At 33.2% G+C, this 19,805-nt stretch carries 21 protein-coding genes; 10 read left to right on the top strand and 11 right to left on the bottom strand.

Features of this window, described 5'->3' with window-relative positions:
* Nucleotides 1-19: 19 nt before the first annotated feature.
* Entirely contained in the window at nt 20-697 is a 678-nt protein-coding gene (locus BUA46_RS02925) for a ComF family protein (RefSeq protein ID WP_019386056.1), read from the bottom strand.
* Between the two features lie 191 nt (nt 698-888).
* Between BUA46_RS02925 and BUA46_RS02920 the strand changes: the two genes are divergently transcribed.
* The gene (locus BUA46_RS02920; RefSeq protein WP_019386057.1) at nt 889-2,430 is read left to right on the top strand and encodes a glycine--tRNA ligase; all 1,542 of its coding nucleotides are present in this window, start codon (nt 889-891) and stop codon (nt 2,428-2,430) included.
* Nucleotides 2,431-2,514: 84 nt separating this feature from the next.
* Here BUA46_RS02920 and BUA46_RS02915 read toward each other — a convergent pair whose 3' ends face one another.
* From BUA46_RS02915 to BUA46_RS02905, 3 genes are all read right to left on the bottom strand, one after another.
* Nucleotides 2,515-3,081: a DUF3575 domain-containing protein gene (locus BUA46_RS02915; protein ID WP_026009883.1), complete on the bottom strand. Its 567-nt coding sequence runs from the start codon at nt 3,079-3,081 to the stop codon at nt 2,515-2,517.
* A 94-nt stretch (nt 3,082-3,175) separates the two neighbouring features.
* Complete coding sequence (locus BUA46_RS02910; protein WP_019386059.1) at nt 3,176-3,646, bottom strand: Lrp/AsnC family transcriptional regulator; 471 nt, start codon at nt 3,644-3,646, stop codon at nt 3,176-3,178.
* 161 nt (nt 3,647-3,807) lie between these two features.
* The gene (locus BUA46_RS02905) at nt 3,808-5,172 is read right to left on the bottom strand and encodes a saccharopine dehydrogenase family protein (protein ID WP_019386060.1); all 1,365 of its coding nucleotides are present in this window, start codon (nt 5,170-5,172) and stop codon (nt 3,808-3,810) included.
* 101 nt (nt 5,173-5,273) lie between these two features.
* Here BUA46_RS02905 and BUA46_RS02900 point away from each other — a divergent pair, with 101 nt between their 5' ends.
* Both BUA46_RS02900 and pckA read left to right on the top strand, forming a co-directional pair.
* A complete protein-coding gene (locus BUA46_RS02900; RefSeq protein ID WP_019386061.1) occupies nt 5,274-5,672 on the top strand; it encodes a DUF423 domain-containing protein in 399 nt (132 codons plus the stop codon).
* 60 nt (nt 5,673-5,732) lie between these two features.
* The gene (gene pckA, locus BUA46_RS02895; protein WP_019386062.1) at nt 5,733-7,349 is read left to right on the top strand and encodes a phosphoenolpyruvate carboxykinase (ATP); all 1,617 of its coding nucleotides are present in this window, start codon (nt 5,733-5,735) and stop codon (nt 7,347-7,349) included.
* Nucleotides 7,350-7,389: 40 nt separating this feature from the next.
* On the opposite strand, the gene BUA46_RS02890 is transcribed toward pckA, so the two are convergent.
* The 3 genes from BUA46_RS02890 to BUA46_RS02880 form a co-directional block, all read right to left on the bottom strand.
* Entirely contained in the window at nt 7,390-7,704 is a 315-nt protein-coding gene (locus BUA46_RS02890) for a hypothetical protein (RefSeq protein WP_019386063.1), read from the bottom strand.
* A 134-nt stretch (nt 7,705-7,838) separates the two neighbouring features.
* Nucleotides 7,839-8,588 carry a uroporphyrinogen-III synthase gene (locus tag BUA46_RS02885; protein WP_026009884.1) on the bottom strand — a complete coding sequence of 250 codons (750 nt, stop codon included), beginning with the start codon at nt 8,586-8,588 and terminating at the stop codon, nt 7,839-7,841.
* A gap of 19 nt (nt 8,589-8,607) precedes the next feature.
* Entirely contained in the window at nt 8,608-9,255 is a 648-nt protein-coding gene (locus BUA46_RS02880) for a DUF4271 domain-containing protein (RefSeq protein WP_019386065.1), read from the bottom strand.
* 120 nt (nt 9,256-9,375) lie between these two features.
* Between BUA46_RS02880 and BUA46_RS02875 the strand changes: the two genes are divergently transcribed.
* The 3 genes from BUA46_RS02875 to BUA46_RS02865 are packed head-to-tail and all read left to right on the top strand — an operon-like array spanning nt 9,376 to nt 11,997.
* Nucleotides 9,376-10,101, top strand: a complete 726-nt coding sequence (locus BUA46_RS02875) for a polyprenol monophosphomannose synthase (RefSeq protein ID WP_019386066.1) — start codon at nt 9,376-9,378, stop codon at nt 10,099-10,101.
* 7 nt (nt 10,102-10,108) lie between these two features.
* Entirely contained in the window at nt 10,109-11,455 is a 1,347-nt protein-coding gene (locus tag BUA46_RS02870; RefSeq protein ID WP_019386067.1) for a dihydroorotase, read from the top strand.
* Entirely contained in the window at nt 11,452-11,997 is a 546-nt protein-coding gene (locus BUA46_RS02865; protein ID WP_019386068.1) for a DUF4296 domain-containing protein, read from the top strand. The genes BUA46_RS02870 and BUA46_RS02865 overlap by 4 nt, the downstream gene beginning before the upstream one ends.
* On the opposite strand, the gene BUA46_RS02860 is transcribed toward BUA46_RS02865, so the two are convergent.
* Nucleotides 11,987-12,991: an NAD-dependent epimerase/dehydratase family protein gene (locus BUA46_RS02860; RefSeq protein ID WP_019386069.1), complete on the bottom strand. Its 1,005-nt coding sequence runs from the start codon at nt 12,989-12,991 to the stop codon at nt 11,987-11,989. The genes BUA46_RS02865 and BUA46_RS02860 overlap by 11 nt on opposite strands.
* Before the next feature lie 87 nt (nt 12,992-13,078).
* Here BUA46_RS02860 and tyrS point away from each other — a divergent pair, with 87 nt between their 5' ends.
* Entirely contained in the window at nt 13,079-14,374 is a 1,296-nt protein-coding gene (gene tyrS, locus BUA46_RS02855) for a tyrosine--tRNA ligase (protein ID WP_019386070.1), read from the top strand.
* A gap of 153 nt (nt 14,375-14,527) precedes the next feature.
* Here the strand turns inward: tyrS and BUA46_RS02850 are convergent, their stop codons facing one another.
* A complete protein-coding gene (locus tag BUA46_RS02850; protein ID WP_019386071.1) occupies nt 14,528-15,508 on the bottom strand; it encodes a LuxE/PaaK family acyltransferase in 981 nt (326 codons plus the stop codon).
* Nucleotides 15,509-15,648: 140 nt separating this feature from the next.
* Nucleotides 15,649-15,990 carry a T9SS type A sorting domain-containing protein gene (locus BUA46_RS02845; RefSeq protein ID WP_026009885.1) on the bottom strand — a complete coding sequence of 114 codons (342 nt, stop codon included), beginning with the start codon at nt 15,988-15,990 and terminating at the stop codon, nt 15,649-15,651.
* Between the two features lie 194 nt (nt 15,991-16,184).
* Here BUA46_RS02845 and BUA46_RS02840 point away from each other — a divergent pair, with 194 nt between their 5' ends.
* Both BUA46_RS02840 and BUA46_RS02835 read left to right on the top strand, forming a co-directional pair.
* Nucleotides 16,185-16,865, top strand: a complete 681-nt coding sequence (locus BUA46_RS02840; protein ID WP_019386073.1) for a response regulator transcription factor — start codon at nt 16,185-16,187, stop codon at nt 16,863-16,865.
* Nucleotides 16,865-17,908 carry a sensor histidine kinase gene (locus BUA46_RS02835; RefSeq protein ID WP_019386074.1) on the top strand — a complete coding sequence of 348 codons (1,044 nt, stop codon included), beginning with the start codon at nt 16,865-16,867 and terminating at the stop codon, nt 17,906-17,908. The genes BUA46_RS02840 and BUA46_RS02835 overlap by 1 nt, the downstream gene beginning before the upstream one ends.
* Here BUA46_RS02835 and BUA46_RS02830 read toward each other — a convergent pair.
* Complete coding sequence (locus tag BUA46_RS02830) at nt 17,891-18,940, bottom strand: glycosyltransferase (RefSeq protein WP_019386075.1); 1,050 nt, start codon at nt 18,938-18,940, stop codon at nt 17,891-17,893. The genes BUA46_RS02835 and BUA46_RS02830 overlap by 18 nt on opposite strands.
* Nucleotides 18,941-19,129: 189 nt before the next feature.
* Between BUA46_RS02830 and trmB the strand changes: the two genes are divergently transcribed.
* Complete coding sequence (gene trmB / locus BUA46_RS02825) at nt 19,130-19,804, top strand: tRNA (guanosine(46)-N7)-methyltransferase TrmB (protein WP_019386076.1); 675 nt, start codon at nt 19,130-19,132, stop codon at nt 19,802-19,804.
* The last annotated feature ends 1 nt before the right edge of the window (nt 19,805 follow it).

Here is a 19,805-nt window from a genome sequence, read left to right as displayed (position 1 = left end):
AATATAACGCTTCTTCTATTTAGGCTATTGCCATAGTCGCAATACTTATTTTTATATTTTTCGCTTGGTTTAAAACATTTATACACGCTTCAAATGTTGCACCAGTGGTAATTAAATCGTCAACAAGTAAAATATGTTTGTTTTCAATGGTATCCATATTTTTAAGAGCAAATAGCTCGTCGCTATTCATCCATCTAGCAAAACGCCCTTTTGTGGTTTGCGATTTGGAATTGGTAATTTTAACCAGAACATCATCTAAATAATCTACCTCTAAGGCTCGTGCTATTTGTTGTCCAAACTTTGCAACTTGATTATACCCCCTTTTTTTAAGTTTATTTATGTGTAAAGGTACCGGTATTACAGCGTCAATACTTTTATAAGTGTCTAGGGTTTTAAGCTCGCCACCAAGCCAATTCCCAAGAATAAAACCAATTTGTTCTTGTTCTTTATATTTCAAATTATGAATTAGCCGTTGTACATTACCATTCTTCTCAAATCGAAATAATGCGGTGCCATTTTCAATTTTGGCGCGCCCATAAAGCACTTTTTTCACACCATCGCTATCATCAAAATGAAAATTAGTTACAGGCAAATCATGCCTACAATCTATACAAACGGTATCTTCGTTATCGCTTAAAAGATTATGGCATGCATAACACACCTTCGGAAACAATAAATCAACTACTGGTTTTAGCATAAAAAAAATTTGGGCGCCAGCTTGCCGGCAGGCAGGTTACCACAAGGGTCGGGCTTTCCGCACTCGCTTCCCGATAAAAAAAATCGGGAGAGCTCAAACAAATGCTTCAATCCCTAACGCACTTAAAAATAAGCAAATTAATTTTTAAGAAAGAACGCATTTAGTTTGGTGCACTTTTTTATTTTTGCACCATGGCAAATAACGACGATCAATTTAAAAAAGTAATCTCTCACGCAAAGGAGTATGGTTACGTGTTCCAGAGTAGTGAAATCTACGATGGATTAAGTGCAGTTTACGATTACGCACAAAACGGGGCAGAATTAAAGAAAAACATTCGCGACTACTGGTGGAAAGCCATGGTGCAAATGAATGAGAATATTGTGGGAATAGATGCTGCAATATTTATGCATCCAACTACTTGGAAAGCTTCGGGGCACGTTGATGCGTTTAACGACCCATTAATTGATAATAAAGATTCTAAAAAGCGCTATAGAGCCGATGTTTTAATAGAAGACTATTGCGCTAAAATTGAAGCTAAAATTGATAAAGAAGTTGCTAAAGCCGAGAAACGTTTTGGCGATGCTTTTAATAAAGAAGAATTTGTATCTACCAATCCGCGTGTTGTGGGTTATCAAGAAAAAATAAATGCGACGCTTTCTAGAATGGCAAAATCTTTAGAAAATGAGGATTTAGCCGATGTTAAAGCACTTATTGAAGAATTAGAAATAGCAGACCCATTAACAGGAAGCAGAAACTGGACCGATGTCAAGCAATTCAACTTAATGTTTGGAACAAAGTTAGGTGCATCGGCAGATAGTGCAATGGATTTATACTTACGCCCAGAAACAGCTCAAGGTATTTTTGTTAACTTTTTAAATGTGCAAAAAACGAGCCGTTTAAAAATTCCTTTCGGCATTGCGCAAACCGGTAAAGCCTTCAGAAACGAAATTGTTGCAAGGCAGTTTATTTTCAGAATGCGCGAGTTTGAGCAAATGGAAATGCAGTTTTTTATAAAACCAGGAACACAAGGTGAATGGTATGAGCATTGGAAAGAAACCAGACTTAAATGGCACTTGTCCTTAGGTATGGGCGCCGATAATTATCGTTTTCATGATCATGAAAAATTAGCGCACTATGCTGATGCTGCTGCTGATATAGAGTTTAAATTTCCATTTGGTTTTAAAGAGCTAGAAGGTATCCATTCGCGTACCGATTTTGATTTAAGTCAGCACGAAAAATTCTCGGGCAAGAAACTTCAGTATTTTGATCCTGAGGAAAATAAAAGTTATGTGCCTTACGTGTTAGAAACTTCTATAGGTTTAGATAGAATGTTTTTAGCGGTTTTCTCTAATTCCTTAGTTGAAGAAGAATTAGAAAACGGTACAACACGTACTGTTTTAAAATTACCTAGTGTTTTAGCTCCCGTAAAAGCAGCCATATTACCATTGGTTAAAAAAGATGGATTACCGGAAATAGCAAGACAGATTGTAGAAGAATTAAAATGGGATTTTAATGTAATTTACGACGAGAAGGATGCTGTGGGAAGACGTTACAGAAGGCAAGATGCAAACGGAACGCCATTTTGTATTACGGTAGACCATGATACTTTAGAAAATAATACGGTTACTATTCGTCATAGAGATTCTATGGAACAAGAACGAGTGAAAATTGAAGATTTACGTGCTATTATCAAGCAAGAAGTAGATGTAAAAACTTGGTTAATGAAAATGTAATGACTTCTTGTTGATACAGGTAGTTTATATCATAAAAAAACCCGAGCTTTTGCTCGGGGTTTTTAGTTTTATAAGTTTAGTTAATTAAAATCTATAACCGAGGGCTATTCCGCCTCTTCCTACAACTTCAATATCACTTTGATCAAGCATGTCTCTACCAATACCTAAGTAAATTTCTGCAATAAAACCTCTTTTTGTTACAAATTTACCTCCCGCGGAAACTCCTATTGCTAAATCTGTGAATTTTTCATATCTATAATTATCAGATGAATCTACAGGATCGAATTCATAAAACTCATCTTCACCAGAATGTACCATAGCGAAACCTTCAACAAAAAAGCCTTGTGCATATTTTTGAGAGAAAAAATGTCTGTAATAAGGTGTAACGGAAAACGTTCTGTATTCATCTAAACCATCACCACCATCTCTATCCGAGCCAATTCGTGTTAATAAACCAACACCGAATGAGGATTCTTCGTTTATGGTGCGCTCGTAACCCACATCAAACCATTTAAAGCCTATAAGGTTTGTCATGTTTAATTTTAGTTCATTAAAATTTTTAGTTGTGCTCATGCTTACGGTATTATCCTGAGAAAACATTGACGACGAACATAGCGCAATAACGAGCAAAATTAAGTAAGATTTTTTCATAAAAGTTAGTTTGAAAAGTTTGAAACAATATTAATCAATAATTGTACCGAGGGCAGATAATTGTTGCGCTTTTTTACATTTTAACGATGTTAAATTATATATGTACTTGTCTATCAATTTGTTGGTCTAAAGAAATAAGTGATTCTGTACGTTGTACTCCTGTTATCGTTTGAATTTTTTCATGTAGTAAACGCATTAAATGGGCATTATCAAGACTAAGAAGTTTTATAAATAAACTGTAATTACCTGTGGTGTAGTGACATTCTAACACTTCTGGAATACGCTTTAAGGCGCGTACCACATCGTCGGTATTCGCAGCTTTATCTAGGTAGATACCAACAAAGGCTAAGGTTGTATACCCTAAAACTTTGTGATTAATTATGAATTTTGAGCCAGAAATGAGTTTAGATTTTTCTAGCTTTCGTAAACGCTGATGAATGGCAGCTCCTGAAATTCCAACATTTCGAGCAATTTCTAGTATAGGTGTTCGTGCATCTGCAGTTAAAGCACGGAGAATTTTTTTGTCGATACCATCTATGACGATGGTTTTCAGTTTTTGTTTCATAAAATTATAATCTAAAACATAAATGTAAGTATTTGTTTTAAATTGAAACTAAATTTTGCGCAAGGGATTGTAGTAGAAAGCCCGCAGTGAGGCGCGAACGAGGACTTGTATCGTAAAGCCCGACCCTTGTGGTAGCCTGCCTGCCGGCAGGCGCCCAAAAATTAATTATTTAAAGGATTGTAGCCTAAATAAGGTATTTCTTTTTCTTGAAAGGTGATGCCGAATGTCTTGAGATCTTTTAAAATGGGTTGGTACACCTCTTTGGTGATTGGTATTTGTACGCCAGGGGTGGTTATTTTGTTGTTTAAAATGGCCATAGTAGCCATTGCAACAGGTAAACCAACGGTTTTTGCCATGGCAGTATAGGTTTGGGTTTCGCCTATAACAACCATATTAGCATCAATTTGGTACTTTTTCCCGTTCAGTTCGTAACCGAATTTGTGATACATAACAATCATGTCTTTGTCATTGCTTGAAAGTGTCCAGCTATCCATAAGTATTTTTTGGAGTATTTGCGCTGGTGTTGCTTTTTTGAGTCCAACGGGTTTATTTGGATTGAAAATATCGAGTTCTATGAGTTTGTCCCAAACAATATCATCTTGATCGATTTTAAGTTGATGCCTAAGTTTTAACTCCACAGAATCTGAATGACTGTAAGGTAAAAAGGAATTTGTAAAATCGCGATAACTCATGTTTTCGCTATCGTCTATGGTATAACTATCATCGGTCATTCCTAGGGTGACAAATATATTCCACGCGCGACTAAAACCTACGCGACGCATGGTGCCTCGGTATAAGGTTTTAACATTGTCTAATCCGTAAACGCTTTGGTATTTTAAAGAATCTCGATTGGCATACACTTCGAAACGGCCATAATTATCGATTTCTAAAAATTCGGTACGTCTGAATAAACGGTGGTATGGGATGTATTTGTAAGTGCCTTCTTGAAGAAATTTAGCGGCTCCTCCTTGGCCTGCTAATACGACATTTCTTGGATTCCATGTAAATTTGTAATTCCATAGATTGTTATCGCTTACTGGAGCAACTAGGCCACCAGTAAACGATTCGAAAAGAATGACTTTTCCACCTTTATCTCGAATACGATCTAAAACCTGCATCGCACTCATGTGGTCTATGCCTGGGTCTACGCCAATTTCGTTCATTAAAATGAGGTTGTTTGCTACAGCATCGTCATGTAGTGCTTGCATTTCTGGACTCACGTATGAAGCCGTAACCATATGTTTTTTGTAGGTAATACAATCTTTAGCAACTTCAATATGCAGATGTGCTGGTAGCATTGAGATAATTATATCTGCATCCTTTATGGCTTGAGATCTGGAAGTGTCATCAAACACGTCTAATTTAATAGCTTTGGCATACTCATGATTCCCGATTAAGGTTTTTGCTTGATTAATATTTAAATCGCCAACAGTAATAAATAAATTCTCTGAAATTGATTTGTCTAACAAATATTTTAAAAGATATGATGTAGATTTACCAGAACCAATTATTAATATCTTACGCATATAGAGTCTTTTGATTATTGTTTAATGAAACAGTGAAATTCTGTTTAGTATTACGAATTTAATAAATAATAACAGTTTTTGTTGAGAATATTTTATAAAAAATGAATAAAACAATCTTAATTACCGCATCAATTCTCGGAATTTTAAGCATAGTTCTTGGCGCTTTTGGTGCTCATGGACTTAAAGAATTAATATCTGTAGAGCTGCAACAAACTTTTGAAACTGGAGTGCGCTATCAAATGTATCATGCTTTGTTATTATTATTTGTAGGGAGCACAAGTTTGATTCAAGAAAAAACTAAAAAGTCAATCTTTTTTCTAACAGTTATTGGTCTGTTATTTTTTTCAGGATCAATATATGGATTAGCCACTAACGAGTTAACTTCTTTTAATTTTAAATCGATTGGGTTTATAACACCAATAGGTGGTTTACTGCTAATTTTTACATGGATTATGTTGTTTAAAGATTTCTTAAAGATTTCTACTAAAAAGGGGAAATAATCATTTTTTACCTATAATATTTGTCTTATTTTTGTAAAATAATCAAAGTTATTTGTAAAAATGGAGAATTACGATCAAGTTACGCAAACGATTTCGTTGGAAAAATACGGTATAAAAAATGCTAGAGTAAAATACCAATTAAGTCCTGAAGAATTACATGATATCACCATAGAAAAAGGCTTAGGTGTTGAAGTGTCTTCGGGTGCATTGGCCGTTAATACTGGCGAATTTACTGGACGATCGCCAAAAGATAGATTTATTGTTAAGGACGATATTACTAAAGATCGTATTTGGTGGGGTAACATTAATATTCCTTATGAAGCTGATGATTTTGATAAACTTTATAATAAAGTTGTAAGCTATTTATCTGAAAAAGAAATTTTTGTAAGAGATTGTTATGCATGCGCAGATGAAAATTACAAATTGAATATTCGAGTTATTAACGAGTATCCATGGAGTAACCAGTTTGCTTATAATATGTTTTTACGTCCTACAAATGATGAACTAAAAAATTTCACTCCAGAATGGACGGTTGTAAATGCTCCAGGTTTTATGGCAGTTCCTGATGAAGATGGTACGCGACAACACAATTTTGCAATATTAAATTTTACAAAAAAAATAGCCTTAATTGGTGGCACAGGGTATACTGGAGAAATAAAAAAAGGCATATTTTCTGCTTTAAATTTTATACTTCCAGTATTTAAAAATACGCTTCCAATGCACTGTAGTGCTAACGTTGGTAAGGATGGAGATACAGCAATCTTTTTTGGTTTGTCTGGGACTGGTAAAACAACCTTGTCTACCGATCCGAATAGAAGTTTAATTGGCGATGATGAACACGGTTGGACAAACGAAAACACGGTATTTAATTTTGAAGGAGGTTGTTATGCGAAAGCGATAAATCTTTCAAGAGATAATGAACCCGAAATTTATGATGCGATTAAAAAAGGCGCTATTTTAGAGAACGTTATTATTAAAGCTAACGGCGATGTAGATTTTGAAGATACTTCCATAACACAAAATACGCGTGTAAGTTATCCAATTCATCATATTGAGAATATTCAAATTCCATCAATTGGTAAAAACCCTAAAAATATATTCTTTTTAACTGCCGATGCCTTTGGTGTAATTCCGCCAATATCTAAGTTAACACCAAGTCAGGCGGCTTATCATTTTATATCTGGTTATACGGCTAAGGTTGCTGGAACTGAGGCTGGAGTAAAAGAACCACAACCTTCTTTTTCAGCTTGTTTCGGTGCGCCTTTCATGCCATTGCATCCATCTAAATATGCAGAAATGTTAAGTAAGAAAATGATTGATGCTGGTGTAAATGTTTGGTTGGTAAATACAGGTTGGACCGGTGGGCCTTATGGCATTGGGACTCGTATGAAATTGAAATACACTCGAGCGATGATCAATGCAGTACTAAATGGTGATTTAGGATTGTATAATTACGACGATTATCACATTCACTCTGTTTTTGGAGTTGCACAACCTCGAACTTGTCCTGGAGTTCCTACGAGTGTATTAAGTCCTAGAGCGACTTGGAATGATGATGAAGGGTATTATAAAACGGCCTTTAAACTTACCAATGCTTTTAGAGAAAACTTTAAAAAGTTTGAAGCCCACTGTAGTGAAGAAATTAGACGTGGTGGCCCGCAACGTTATGCGTTTTAAAAATAAAAAAGGCCCAATTAAATTAATTGGGCCTTTTTTATTAGAGTATAATTATTAAAAGTAAAATTAAAATTATTGCACCACTGGAAATATAGATACCATTTCCAGTAGATCGAACTTTTTGTTTTATTGTTCTAACTTCTTTACGTAATTCCTTTTTTTCTAAACGATTTAAAGCCGACTTATCCAACGCTTTTATTTCGTTTAAGCGGTTAATTAGTACTTTGATTTCTTCTGGAATATCATCAGATTTCACAGTTTTATTAATGGGTGGTTTTTCGATAGCCAAAACTGAGTTGGGAAATGCGCAGAATGTTATTACCAATAGCATCAAACCAAATACATGTTTCTTCATAATTTTATTTTTTAGTTGTTAGTAGTTAAATATACAGTTTATAAGTTACTATAGCTAGCCATGATAAAATAACTAGACAAAAAAAGGGATGATTTAAAATCATCCCTTTTTTATTTATCAAGTATAAAGAACTACTATTTTCCTTTATTTGCTTTTTCAATATATTTTTGCAACGCCATTGTCATCGAAGGGGTTTCAGGAGTTGGTGCAGCAATATCTACTCGTAATCCTTTTTCTTCAACAGCTTTTATTGTTGTATTTCCAAACACGGCAATACGCGTTTCGTTTTGTTTAAAATCTGGAAAGTTTTGAAATAATGATTCTATTCCCGAAGGACTAAAAAATACTAACACATCATAATAAACATTTGCCAAATCAGATAAATCACTAACTACAGTTCTATAAAATGTAGCTTGTTTCCAATTAACACCTAAAGCATCAAGTGTGTTTGGTACCTCAGGTTTTACTTTGTCGGTATTTGGAAGTAAAAATTTTTCGTCTTTGTATTTTTTAATTAAAGGCGATAATTCAGAAAAAGTACGTTTACCAACATAAATTTTACGTTTTCTATAAACCACATATTTTTGAAGGTAATAAGCAACTGCTTCAGACTGACAAAAATATTTCATAGTATCTGGAACTTTAAAACGCATTTCTTCTGCAATTCTAAAAAAGTGATCAACAGCATTTCTACTTGTTAATATAATAGCTGTATAATGACTTAAGTCAATTTTTTGTTGCCTAATTTCTTTAGCTGGAACACCTTCAACATGAATAAACGGCCTGAAATCAATCTTTACGCGTTGCTTTTCTTGTAATTCAAAGTAGGGCGAGTTTTCTATTTTAGGTTCTGGTTGAGATACTAAAATGGTTTTCACTTTCATAAGCGCAAGTAATTTTCTTTTATTTTGCAATAAACACCTTATACAAAATGATATAAGGTGCAATTTCAAGTGCGCAAAGATACAAAATAAAATAAAATAAGTTGTCTTTTATTATACTTTGATTGGTTTTAAAAGTACTAATTAAGCCAATAATATTAATTATAAAAAACAATATAATAAAAGCATAAATTATTGATAACGAAGGTTTAAAGCTATAGATGAATAGGGCATTAATAGGCAATAACAACATGCCTAAATAATTTTTAAAACTTATTTTTTGAAAGATATATTGGTCTATTAATTTATCTATTTCGAATAAACTTCCAATTAGGCGTTCCACTAAAACTTTTATTAAAATGAAAACACCAATGCTAACGGTTAATTTAAATAAGGTGTTTGCAGAAACAGTATTTGAATTGGTAACTTGTTGATATACAATAAAACAGAAAACAGAGACGGACAATACGAAGTTTGAGAACATCAAAGCGTCAAACTTGTCTAAAAATTTCTGATCTCTTGAATATATTTTTAGGTATTTATCGTTTCCAATCACCAAAACAAAGTCGTCAAAACGTTTTGGTGCTGCAAGTTTAGCTATAGCTACAATAATTAAGCCTATAACTATTAAGATGGTAAATAATTCGTTTGAAACTACATGACGAAGCATACACAAAATTATTATAATTTTTAAGAATGGGCTGTATTATTAAGGAATATTTAAAATAATTAAACGACGATTAATGTACATTTGCTAAATCTAAAAAAAGTATCCCAATAAAAGTTAAATATGCATAGTACTGTTGTAATTATTCCAACATTTAATGAAATTGAGAATATCGAGGCTATAATTAGAGCTGTGTTTTCAGAATCTGATGCTATTCATATTCTAGTTGTTGATGATAATTCGCCAGATTTAACTGGCCTAAAAGTTAAAGAACTTCAACAGGAGTTTCCTGAAAGACTGTTTTTAGAAGGTCGGAAAGAAAAATCTGGATTAGGAACAGCATATATTCATGGTTTTAAATGGAGTCTAAAAAAAGGCTATGATTTTATTTTTGAAATGGATGCCGATTTTTCACATGACCCTAAAGATATAGTGAAACTCCATAATGCTTGTTTTATTGAAGGAGCAGATTTGGCAATTGGTTCAAGATACATTAACAACACTGTGAATGTGGTGAATTGGGACATGAAACGTTTGCTAATGTCCTATTTTGCATCAAAATACGTCAAGTTTATTACCAGAATGTCCATTGCCGATACAACAGCAGGATTTGTGTGTTATAAAAGACAAGTTTTAGAAGCTATAGATTTAGATAAAGTAAAGTTTATTGGTTACGCATTTCAAATTGAAATGAAATTTAAAGCGCATTTAAAAAAGTTTAAAATTGTTGAAGTCCCTGTTATTTTTACAGATAGAAAACTAGGGGAATCTAAATTAAGCTCGGGTATTATTTCTGAAGCTATTTTTGGAGTTATTTCAATGAAATTGAAAAGTTTATTTAAGAAATAAGATATTTATGAGAGAGAAAATTACACTAATAAAGAATGCCAAAATAGTAAATGAAGGCATTATTTTTTCGGGTGATGTATTGATAGAAGGAGAATGCATCAAACAGGTATCAGAATCAATTAGTCCGAAATCTGCCGATGTTAACGTCATTGATGCCGAAGGAAAATATCTTTTACCTGGAGCCATCGATGATCAAGTTCATTTTAGAGAACCGGGTTTAACTCATAAGGCAAATATTGAAACGGAATCTAGAGCAGCTATTGCAGGTGGTATTACATCTTTTATAGAAATGCCAAATACCAATCCCCAAACCACAACCATTGAAAAATTAGAAGAAAAGTTTGCCGCAGCGGCAAAAACATCATACGCCAATTATTCGTTTATGTTTGGAGGAACTAACGATAATTTAGATGAAATTTTAAAACTCGATGTTAACCAAGTTGCTGGTTTAAAATTATTTTTAGGCTCGTCAACTGGTAATATGCTGGTAGACGACCCAAAAGTTTTAGAAAAAATTTTCAAAAGCACCTCTATGGTAATTTCTGTACATTGTGAAGATGAAGCTACCATAAAAAGAAACCTGCAGGAGCATATGGACAAGTTTGGAGACGATATTCCAATTAAATACCATCCTATAATTAGAAGTGAAGAAGCTTGTTATTTATCGTCTTCAAAAGCAATAGAATTAGCTAAAAAAACAGGAGCAAGGTTGCATGTGTTTCATCTTTCAACTGGAAAAGAAACAAGTTTATTTACAAATAAAATTCCTTTGTCAGAAAAGAAAATAACTGCAGAGGTATGTATTCATCATCTTTGGTTTTCTGATGAAGATTACGACAAAAAAGGTACATTAATAAAATGGAACCCCGCGGTAAAAACGTCCAAAGACAGAGATCAATTATGGGAAGCGCTGTTAGATGATAGAATTGACGTTATTGCAACAGACCATGCGCCACATACTAAGGATGAAAAAGCAAACGTTTATACAAGTGCACCTTCAGGAGGGCCTTTAGTGCAACATGCCTTGCCTGCGATGTTAGAAATGTATCACAAAGAAAAAATTTCACTTGAGAAAATAGTTGAAAAAATGTGTCATAATCCGGCTATATTATTTCAAGTTGAACGTCGAGGTTATATTAAAGAAGGCTATTATGCCGATATCGTCTTAGTCGATTTAAATAACCCATGGACTGTTACTAAGGAAAACGTTTTGTATAAATGCGGATGGTCACCTTTTGAAGGAGCAACCTTTAAGTCTAGAATAACACATACCTTTTTAAATGGGAATTTGGTGTATCAAAATGCTAAATTTAGTGATGTAAAATCAGCAAAACGATTAACTTTTAATAGATGATTTTTAAACGATATATTTTATTTATTACATTTTTACTTACCGTCATATCTTGTGCAAAATTGAAGGGACCAGAAAAGCCTAAAAATTTAATTTCTAAAGATAAAATGGTGTCTGTTTTAATTGACGCTAAACTTTTAACCTCTGCTAATTCAGCAAACAAATTAGTAATGCGAGATGCGGGTGTTAATCTAAATACTTATATCTACGAAAAACATGATATTGATAGTTTGCAGTTTGCCTTAAGTAATAGTTATTACGCTTTTTATGTTGATGATTATGAGGCGATTTATAGTAAAGTCACTGATAGTTTAGAAAAATTAAAAGAAAAATTAAAAGAAATAGAAGCAGAGGAATGGAAGGCGCAAACTAAAAGAGAAGCAGATAGTTTAGCGAAAGTTTTAAAAGAAAAGGAACTGCAATCACCTAAAAATAAAGATTCATTAGGAACTATAATTTTAAGAGATTCCTTGCAGATTGATGATGAGTTGCTTGAAAAAAGTATTGAAGAAATTGAAGATTTAATAGAGCCAATTACTGATTAAGAAACTGGCTGCCAATTTTACGAATAGTTTGATTAACCGCCTTAAATTCAAGATCTAAGGCGGTTTTTATTTTATCATTGTTATAATTAGTTTCTGTAGTTAACGACTTTACAATATGTTTTGTGAGTTCCCTTCTTTTACCTGTTATTTTGTGTGTTAACCAATCTAATTTCCAAGCCATTTTTAAAAGTATACTTCCAGCCATTTTTTTAGGTGGTTTAGCGTTAACAGATTTAGCTAAAGAGTGTATAAAATCTTTGTAAGTCCAGTTTTCAGCAACTAAAACAAAGCGCTCGTTAATAATATTACTCTGCATCAATTGTATCATAACATTTATAACATCATCAACAGAAATTAAAGCAACGGTTCCAGATGTGTAAAATCTCATGCCATGTTTTGCTTTCTTAAACAAACTTCCAGTACCATAACGCCAAATTCCTGCACCTAAAATAACACCCGGATTAACAATAACAGCATCTAGTCCTTCTTGAGTGCCTCGCCAAACTTCCATTTCTGCACCATATTTGGTTATGGCGTAAACACTATGGTCGTCTTCTGGGTTCCAAATCGTTTTTTCAGAGATGGGGTCATTGTTAATTGTATGCCCAATGGCAGCAATAGAACTCACATAGCAAAGTTTTGATATATTGTGAGCTAATGATAGGTTAACAATATTCGCAGTTCCTTCAATATTGGTTTTCCTAAGTAGATGGTATTTATCGGGCTCAAAAGAAACAAAAGCTGCACAATGATACACTTTAGTGACGCCTGCAAAGGCTTCGGTAAGTGCTGGAATATCTAAAATATCAGCTTGAACCCATTCAATCGCATCAAATAAGGCTGTGTAATCTTTGGTATAACAAGAGAATACATTTTTAGTGTTATCTAGTTTTCGTTCATTTCTATAAATAGCTCTTACTTTTTCCTTATTAGAGATGAGCTTGTAAAGTAAATGTGCCCCAACTAATCCTGTTCCTCCTGTTACTAAAATCATGCAACTAAATTAAAGAATTATTCAGAATACATAAGGAATTATACCTGTATTTTTATCTTTGCATAGTTTTGTAAAAATTAAAGAAGCATGATAAAGAATTTTGTTGAAGAATTAACTTGGAGAGGCATGATACATACTGTTATGCCTGGAGCTGAAGAACATTTAATGGAATGTATGCGAAGTGCATACGTGGGTTTTGATCCTACTGCAGATTCTTTACACATTGGGAATTTAGTTCCTATTATGCTTTTGGCGCATTATCAGCGCTGTGGACATAAACCAGTGGCTTTAGTGGGTGGTGCAACCGGGATGATAGGAGATCCTTCGGGGAAATCTAACGAACGTAATTTGTTAGATGAAAAAACACTTCGACATAACCAAGAGGCAATAAAGGCTCAGTTGGCTCATTTTCTTGATTTTGAAAGCAATGAAGCCAATGCGGCAGAACTTGTGAATAATTACGATTGGATGAAAAACTTTTCTTTTCTTGAATTTATTCGAGATGTCGGGAAACACATTACCGTAAATTATATGATGGCTAAAGATTCTGTAAAAAATAGAATTTCATCTGATGCTTCAGAAGGTATGAGTTTCACTGAGTTTACCTATCAACTTGTTCAAGGTTACGATTTTTTACATTTATTCCGCGAAAGCGATTGTTCTATTCAAATGGGTGGAAGCGACCAGTGGGGAAATATTACTACTGGAACCGAATTAATAAGACGAATTGCTGGTGGAAAAGGATTTGCAATTACTTGTCCGTTAATTACTAAATCTGATGGTTCAAAGTTTGGAAAATCTGAAGGCGGCAATGTTTGGTTAGATGCTAACAGAACATCGCCATATAAGTTTTACCAATATTGGTTAAATTCTAGTGATGAAGATGCCGAAAAGTACATTAAAATATTCACTTTTTTAACTGAAGAGGAAATAAACGGATTAATCGAAGAGCACCAAGAAGCACCTCATTTAAGAGTATTACAAAAACGTTTAGCAGAAGAAATTACTGTTATGGTACATTCTAAAGATGATTTAGATAATGCCATTAAAGCAAGTAATATATTGTTTGGAAAATCTACAAGCGAAGATTTAAAAGCCTTGAACGAAACAACATTTTTAGATGTTTTTGATGGTGTGCCACAAACTCAAATTGAAACCTCTGCAATTGAAAACGGATTAGATATTATAGCGGCTTTAGCAGAAAAAGGAGGGTTTTTGAAATCTAACGGTGAAGCTAGAAGAGCATTAAAAGAAAATTCTATTTCTGTAAATAAAGAGAAAGTTAAAGAAGATTATACGATTACTTCCAAAGACTTAATTAATAACAAGTTTGTGCTTCTACAGCGCGGAAAGAAAAACTATTTTGTGTTACAAATAGTTTAAAAAAATAAAGCCTGAGTGAGAACCCAGGCTTTAATACTAACCAATCAACTAAAAACTAATTTTTCTTTATTCTTAGCTGAGAGTTTTGTCGTGATTTATTTTAAAAACTTACACTAACTTGTATTTTTTTTGAATGAATATATGCTATTGAGTTTATAGTACCATAAGGTTGCAACCTCGAATATCTGAGTTGTCGAAACGTCCTATCACTTCAAAAGATCCATCAAGATTCGTTTTTCCTAAATCTTGTGTCGCGATAAATGCGCAAGAATTCACATTTGCTAAGTCAACAATATTAAGTCCTCCTGTTTTCCCAGATTCTTGAATGGTTAACGCATCTTCAGTATCGCGTGTTAGAACTTTCATCCATGGTGGACATGTAAAAACACCTTCACCTTTAGAATAGGCCTGACTTAAAAGTTCGGTCATGCCATACTCACTATGTATTTGTGCAACACCAAATCCTTTTTTTAGTATGTTGTGTAATTCGGTTCTAATTATTTCTTTTCGTCTACCTTTCATACCGCCAGTTTCCATAACGATAGTGTTTTTTAAATTAAATTGATGGGTTTCAACCAAATCTAGCAAAGCAAAAGAAACCCCAATGAGTAATACTTTTTTGCCTTCTGAATCTACTTTTGTTAAAGTGTCTTTTAATTCCGAAAGGTTATTTAAATAAAAACCACTTTCTGGATGGTTGGATGTTTTAATCATGCTATCAACCATATAAACCAATGACGATCCTTCGCGTTCTAAATAAGAAGGCAGTAACCCTAAAACAACATAATCTTCAATTTTACCATAAAAGTGTTCAAACCCTTTAGTGAAGCTTTGTTCGTAGATACTTAAATCGGTAATATGATGTTTGCTTGTTTCACTTCCAGTAGTTCCAGAACTTGTGAATGTAATTTTTACAGGTTTTTTAGAACTCAAAACTTCACGTGTTTTAAAAAACTGAATAGGTAAAAATGGAATATCTAGTATGGTTTTTACTTCACTAGGGTGCTTATATAGCAAATCGCAAAAAGAACGATAAACGCGATTGTTTTCAAATTGATGTTTGAATATTTGTATTGCCAATTGTTCAAATTCAAAGGAGCTTTTAATATTAAAAATGGAATGGTTGTCTATCATTAACTAATGTTCAGTGCTATTGAAATCTGGCTACAATTATTAAATCGTGTTTACAAAAGTAGATAAAATAAAAAAGCGCAACCAATAGGTAACGCTTTATTCTTTATTTAAAGAACCTGATTATTTATTAATCATATTCTTTACTTTATCACTAATTTCCGAGTCTCACTAATATCACTTTCGGTAATTTTTAAAATGTAAACTCCTTTTCTTAAATTAGAAATATTTAATTCTCTTCCAGTTAAAACCGTAGCAAAAATTCGCTTTCCTAAAACATCAAATATCTCAATGTCTTTAATTAAGCTCAATTTTGAAGCTATACTAATAACTGATTTTTCTTTATTTACTGGATTAGGGTAAATAGATAATCCTTCAATAATAGGTTGCGTAGAGGGATTCTTAACAGCGCTTTGCGCACCCATTTTATGGGATGAAAAACATGTTAAGGCAACGAATAACAATAAATAGTAAACGTTTTTCATACACTCTGATTTGGTTTTATAAAGTTAATAAAATACTACAAAAGTGATGCCAAATTACTGTTAAAGATTAGCGTAATTGGTCGAAAGATTAAATTCAAGTGAAGTGAGTGTTACCTTAATGTTATTAATTTTGGATTTTTATTTAAATTGTGCTTTTAGTTTTATCTTTACTTGATTAAACATTCCTAACGTTGATGAAAAAAAAGGATATTAAAATTTTATTGGTTGATGATGAACCAGATATCTTGGAAATTGTTGGTTACAATTTATCTAATGAAGGCTACCAAGTCATTACTGCAGAGAACGGGCTAGAAGGTGTTAAGAAAGCTAAAAAAGAATTACCGCATTTAATTATACTAGATGTTATGATGCCTGAAATGGATGGTATTGAAGCTTGCGAAAACATCAGGAAAATTCCAGATTTAGAAAATTCAATAATTACATTTTTAACAGCAAGAGGTGAAGATTACTCTCAAGTTGCTGGTTTTGATGCTGGCGCTGATGATTATATCACAAAACCAATAAAGCCTAAAGTATTAGTTAGTAAAGTAAAAGCGCTTTTAAGACGCTTTAAAGAAGACGATGTAGCAGATACCGTAAAAGTAGGAAACTTGGTAATTAACCGTGATGAGTATAAAATAATATCAAAAGGGAAAGAATTAATTTTACCTAGAAAAGAATTTGAATTATTATCTTTATTGGCATCTAAACCGGGTAAAGTATTTAAAAGAAATGAAATACTTGATGCCGTTTGGGGTAATGAAGTTATAGTTGGTGGTAGAACCATTGATGTTCATATTAGAAAACTTCGAGAAAAATTAGGCGATAATAGCTTTAAAACCATAAAAGGTGTAGGCTACAAGTTTGTAGATTAATGCAAGCAAAATTTAAAAAATCATATCGATTTGCTGTTCGTACGGCATTTTATATCACGCTATACACAACACTCTTACTGAGTGTTTTTTTGTATTACCTTGATATTTTGCAATGGTATTACCCAATATTGTTCGCTATTTGTATTTATTTATTTTCGTTTATAATTATTCAATTTAGTGTAGAACGATTTATTTATAAACGCGTAAAAAAAATCTACGACGATTTAACTCTTTTGGAAACGGCAAGTTTCTCCAAAGGTCCCATAACGACCGACATGAAAACCTTAACAGAAGAAATTGATAAATTCGCTAAAGACAAAAAGATTGAAATTGAAACCTTAAAAGTAAGAGAAGAGTATAGAAAAGAATTTTTAGGTAATGTTTCTCACGAATTAAAAACGCCATTATTTACAGTACAAGGTTATATTTTAACCTTACTTGATGGTGCAATGGATGATAAAAATATTAGAGAAAAATACTTAGAAAGAGCTAGTAAAGGCATCGAGAGGTTAGGTTATATAATTAAAGATTTAGACATGATTACCAAACTAGAAGTTGGTGATTTAAGTTTAAATATGAGTGTTTTTAACATTGTAGAATTGGTGAAAAATGTGTTCGATATGTTAGAAATGAAAGCTAATAAGAAAAAAATTACTTTAACTTTCGATAGAGACTACCCTAAACCCATACTCGTTAGAGCAGATAAGGAACGTATTCAACAAGTCATCGTAAATTTAATAGTAAACTCTATAAAATACGGAAGCGAAAAAGGCACTACAGAAGTCAGTATTGAAAACCTTATTAAAAACAAAGTAATAGTGCGTGTTACCGACAATGGCGAAGGTATTGCAAAGGTACATATACCGCGCCTTTTTGAGCGTTTTTTCCGTGTAGATAAAAGTGGCTCAAGAAAAGAAGGTGGTTCTGGTCTTGGACTTTCAATTGTTAAGCATATAATTGAAGCGCATCAAGAAAAAATTTATGTAGAAAGTGAGTTTGGAGTGGGTAGCGAGTTCTCTTTTACTTTAGAAAAGGCTGAATAAATCTTTAAAATCGACTTCAAAATCATACGCTTTTAAACCTTTAAAGGTTTCAACTTCATTCAACTTTTCAATTTTAAATTCGTCTTGATGGCAACTTGGTGCTATCTGCATTTCGCTAAGTCGTTTTGCTAAATATTCTTGCTCAAACTGCCCTGGCGTTGGTATAAAAAAAGCTTTCTTATTCAGTTTCGCTAAATCCATAATCGTGGTGTAACCCGATCTAGATAATACCAAAGCACTCTCCTTTATTGTTTTTTCTAATAAGTTAGAAGTCATGAAGTTATAGATAGTTAAGTGTCCTTGCACTTGTTTAGTTTGTTCTTTCTCTATCACTCCTTTAACAAAAACAACATCCCCAGAATAGCTTTTTAACGCTGCAAGCAATTTGGTCTCGAGGAAAGAGCGTTGCGGTTCAGGTCCGGAGAGTAAAACCAATAAATCGTGTTTTATATCAGTATCACTTTTGGTAAATCTACTTAAGGGTCCAATATATTTCACATTAACATCAAACCCTTTTACGTGCCCCAATATTCCGCTTAAATTAACCTCCTCATCTTCAACATCAGGCACCCAGCAGGCGTTAAATTTCTTTATTATTTCTTTGTGCATTTTTGTACTCAACCAAGTGGTGTTTCCACTTAAAACTTGCAATTGGTGTGTTATGAAAACAGAAGGTACCTTTTTACTTCTTATGCCCAATCTGTTATCAGAAATTATTCCGGCAATATCATTATGTTTTAAAATAGACTCAATAGCTTCATTTTCAGCTTTTATCGCCTTTAAAATATTCGGTAAATCTTTCAGTAGCTTCAATTTAAACAGTTTACCGTTTTTACTATATGAAATGTTGTACGTTGGCAACTCAATGGTTGGTAGGTTAGGAAATTCTTTACTTAATAATGCCAATGCGTCTCCATCGCTTGCAATAATTGGTGCAAACCCTTCTTGCAGCAAAGCATTTATAATAGGGATACAACGCGTAGCGTGTCCAAGTCCCCAATTTAACGGCGCCACCAAAATTCTTTTTTTCATTTCAAATAATTATGGCGTGTCCACAAGGTTCGGGCTTTTGGCAGTCTCTTGATATTCATCGGGATGCAACAAATGTCTCAATCCCTCACGCACTTTTTTGCTAAATTCAAAGATAAGATATTAAGGCTCTCGTATATTTCCTTAATTTTACCGAATTAAAAGTAATCAATAAGAAATAGTTAATAAACTTTGGGAAGCAAAAACAAACTCAGACGATTTAAAGAAAACGAAACATTTTCCAATGTATTTCAACCAACTAGAGACGAGTTGGTTAATGCAAATTTTAATTTAAAAGGCAACTGGAGAGCAGAAGTTTTTAAAAACAACAACCCTTTAGTTTTAGAGTTAGGATGCGGTAAAGGTGAATATTCGGTAGCATTAGCTCAAAAATATCCAGATAAAAATTTTATTGGTATAGATATTAAAGGCGCTCGTTTTTGGCGCGGAGCAAAAACAGCTTTAGAAGATAACATTCCAAACGTAGCCTTTTTAAGAACACAGATAGAACTTATAGACCTTGCGTTTGCAGAAAACGAAGTCGATGAAATCTGGATTACATTCCCAGACCCGCAAATAAAATATAAGCGAACCAAACACCGCATGACTAATATGAAGTTTTTACAACGGTACAAACAAATATTAAAACCAGAAGGCGAAGTGAATTTGAAAACCGATAGCGAGTTTATGCACGGTTATACACTTGGTTTATTACATGGCGCAGGGCACGAGGTTATTTATGCAAACCACAATGTATATAAACAAGAAGGAAGTCCTGAAGAAGTGACTAGTATTCAAACTTTTTACGAATCGCAGTACTTAGAACAAAATAAACCAATAACTTACATTAAGTTTAAAATTAAATAAT

The sequence above is a fragment of the Algibacter luteus genome, assembly GCF_900141715.1.
GTDB lineage: Bacteria > Bacteroidota > Bacteroidia > Flavobacteriales > Flavobacteriaceae > Arenitalea > Arenitalea lutea.
Note: the sequence above shows the minus strand (reverse complement) of the source record. Positions and strands in the feature narration are given on the sequence as shown.

What these genes read in the sequence shown, in the direction of transcription:
- BUA46_RS02925 (WP_019386056.1), bottom strand. Translation starts at nt 697, where the DNA reads ATGCTAAAACCAGTAGTTGATTTATTGTTTCCGAAGGTGTGTTATGCA.
- BUA46_RS02920 (WP_019386057.1), top strand. Translation starts at nt 889, where the DNA reads ATGGCAAATAACGACGATCAATTTAAAAAAGTAATCTCTCACGCAAAG.
- BUA46_RS02915 (WP_026009883.1), bottom strand. Translation starts at nt 3,081, where the DNA reads ATGAAAAAATCTTACTTAATTTTGCTCGTTATTGCGCTATGTTCGTCG.
- BUA46_RS02910 (WP_019386059.1), bottom strand. Translation starts at nt 3,646, where the DNA reads ATGAAACAAAAACTGAAAACCATCGTCATAGATGGTATCGACAAAAAA.
- BUA46_RS02905 (WP_019386060.1), bottom strand. Translation starts at nt 5,172, where the DNA reads ATGCGTAAGATATTAATAATTGGTTCTGGTAAATCTACATCATATCTT.
- BUA46_RS02900 (WP_019386061.1), top strand. Translation starts at nt 5,274, where the DNA reads ATGAATAAAACAATCTTAATTACCGCATCAATTCTCGGAATTTTAAGC.
- pckA (WP_019386062.1), top strand. Translation starts at nt 5,733, where the DNA reads ATGGAGAATTACGATCAAGTTACGCAAACGATTTCGTTGGAAAAATAC.
- BUA46_RS02890 (WP_019386063.1), bottom strand. Translation starts at nt 7,704, where the DNA reads ATGAAGAAACATGTATTTGGTTTGATGCTATTGGTAATAACATTCTGC.
- BUA46_RS02885 (WP_026009884.1), bottom strand. Translation starts at nt 8,588, where the DNA reads ATGAAAGTGAAAACCATTTTAGTATCTCAACCAGAACCTAAAATAGAA.
- BUA46_RS02880 (WP_019386065.1), bottom strand. Translation starts at nt 9,255, where the DNA reads ATGCTTCGTCATGTAGTTTCAAACGAATTATTTACCATCTTAATAGTT.
- BUA46_RS02875 (WP_019386066.1), top strand. Translation starts at nt 9,376, where the DNA reads ATGCATAGTACTGTTGTAATTATTCCAACATTTAATGAAATTGAGAAT.
- BUA46_RS02870 (WP_019386067.1), top strand. Translation starts at nt 10,109, where the DNA reads ATGAGAGAGAAAATTACACTAATAAAGAATGCCAAAATAGTAAATGAA.
- BUA46_RS02865 (WP_019386068.1), top strand. Translation starts at nt 11,452, where the DNA reads ATGATTTTTAAACGATATATTTTATTTATTACATTTTTACTTACCGTC.
- BUA46_RS02860 (WP_019386069.1), bottom strand. Translation starts at nt 12,991, where the DNA reads ATGATTTTAGTAACAGGAGGAACAGGATTAGTTGGGGCACATTTACTT.
- tyrS (WP_019386070.1), top strand. Translation starts at nt 13,079, where the DNA reads ATGATAAAGAATTTTGTTGAAGAATTAACTTGGAGAGGCATGATACAT.
- BUA46_RS02850 (WP_019386071.1), bottom strand. Translation starts at nt 15,508, where the DNA reads ATGATAGACAACCATTCCATTTTTAATATTAAAAGCTCCTTTGAATTT.
- BUA46_RS02845 (WP_026009885.1), bottom strand. Translation starts at nt 15,990, where the DNA reads ATGAAAAACGTTTACTATTTATTGTTATTCGTTGCCTTAACATGTTTT.
- BUA46_RS02840 (WP_019386073.1), top strand. Translation starts at nt 16,185, where the DNA reads ATGAAAAAAAAGGATATTAAAATTTTATTGGTTGATGATGAACCAGAT.
- BUA46_RS02835 (WP_019386074.1), top strand. Translation starts at nt 16,865, where the DNA reads ATGCAAGCAAAATTTAAAAAATCATATCGATTTGCTGTTCGTACGGCA.
- BUA46_RS02830 (WP_019386075.1), bottom strand. Translation starts at nt 18,940, where the DNA reads ATGAAAAAAAGAATTTTGGTGGCGCCGTTAAATTGGGGACTTGGACAC.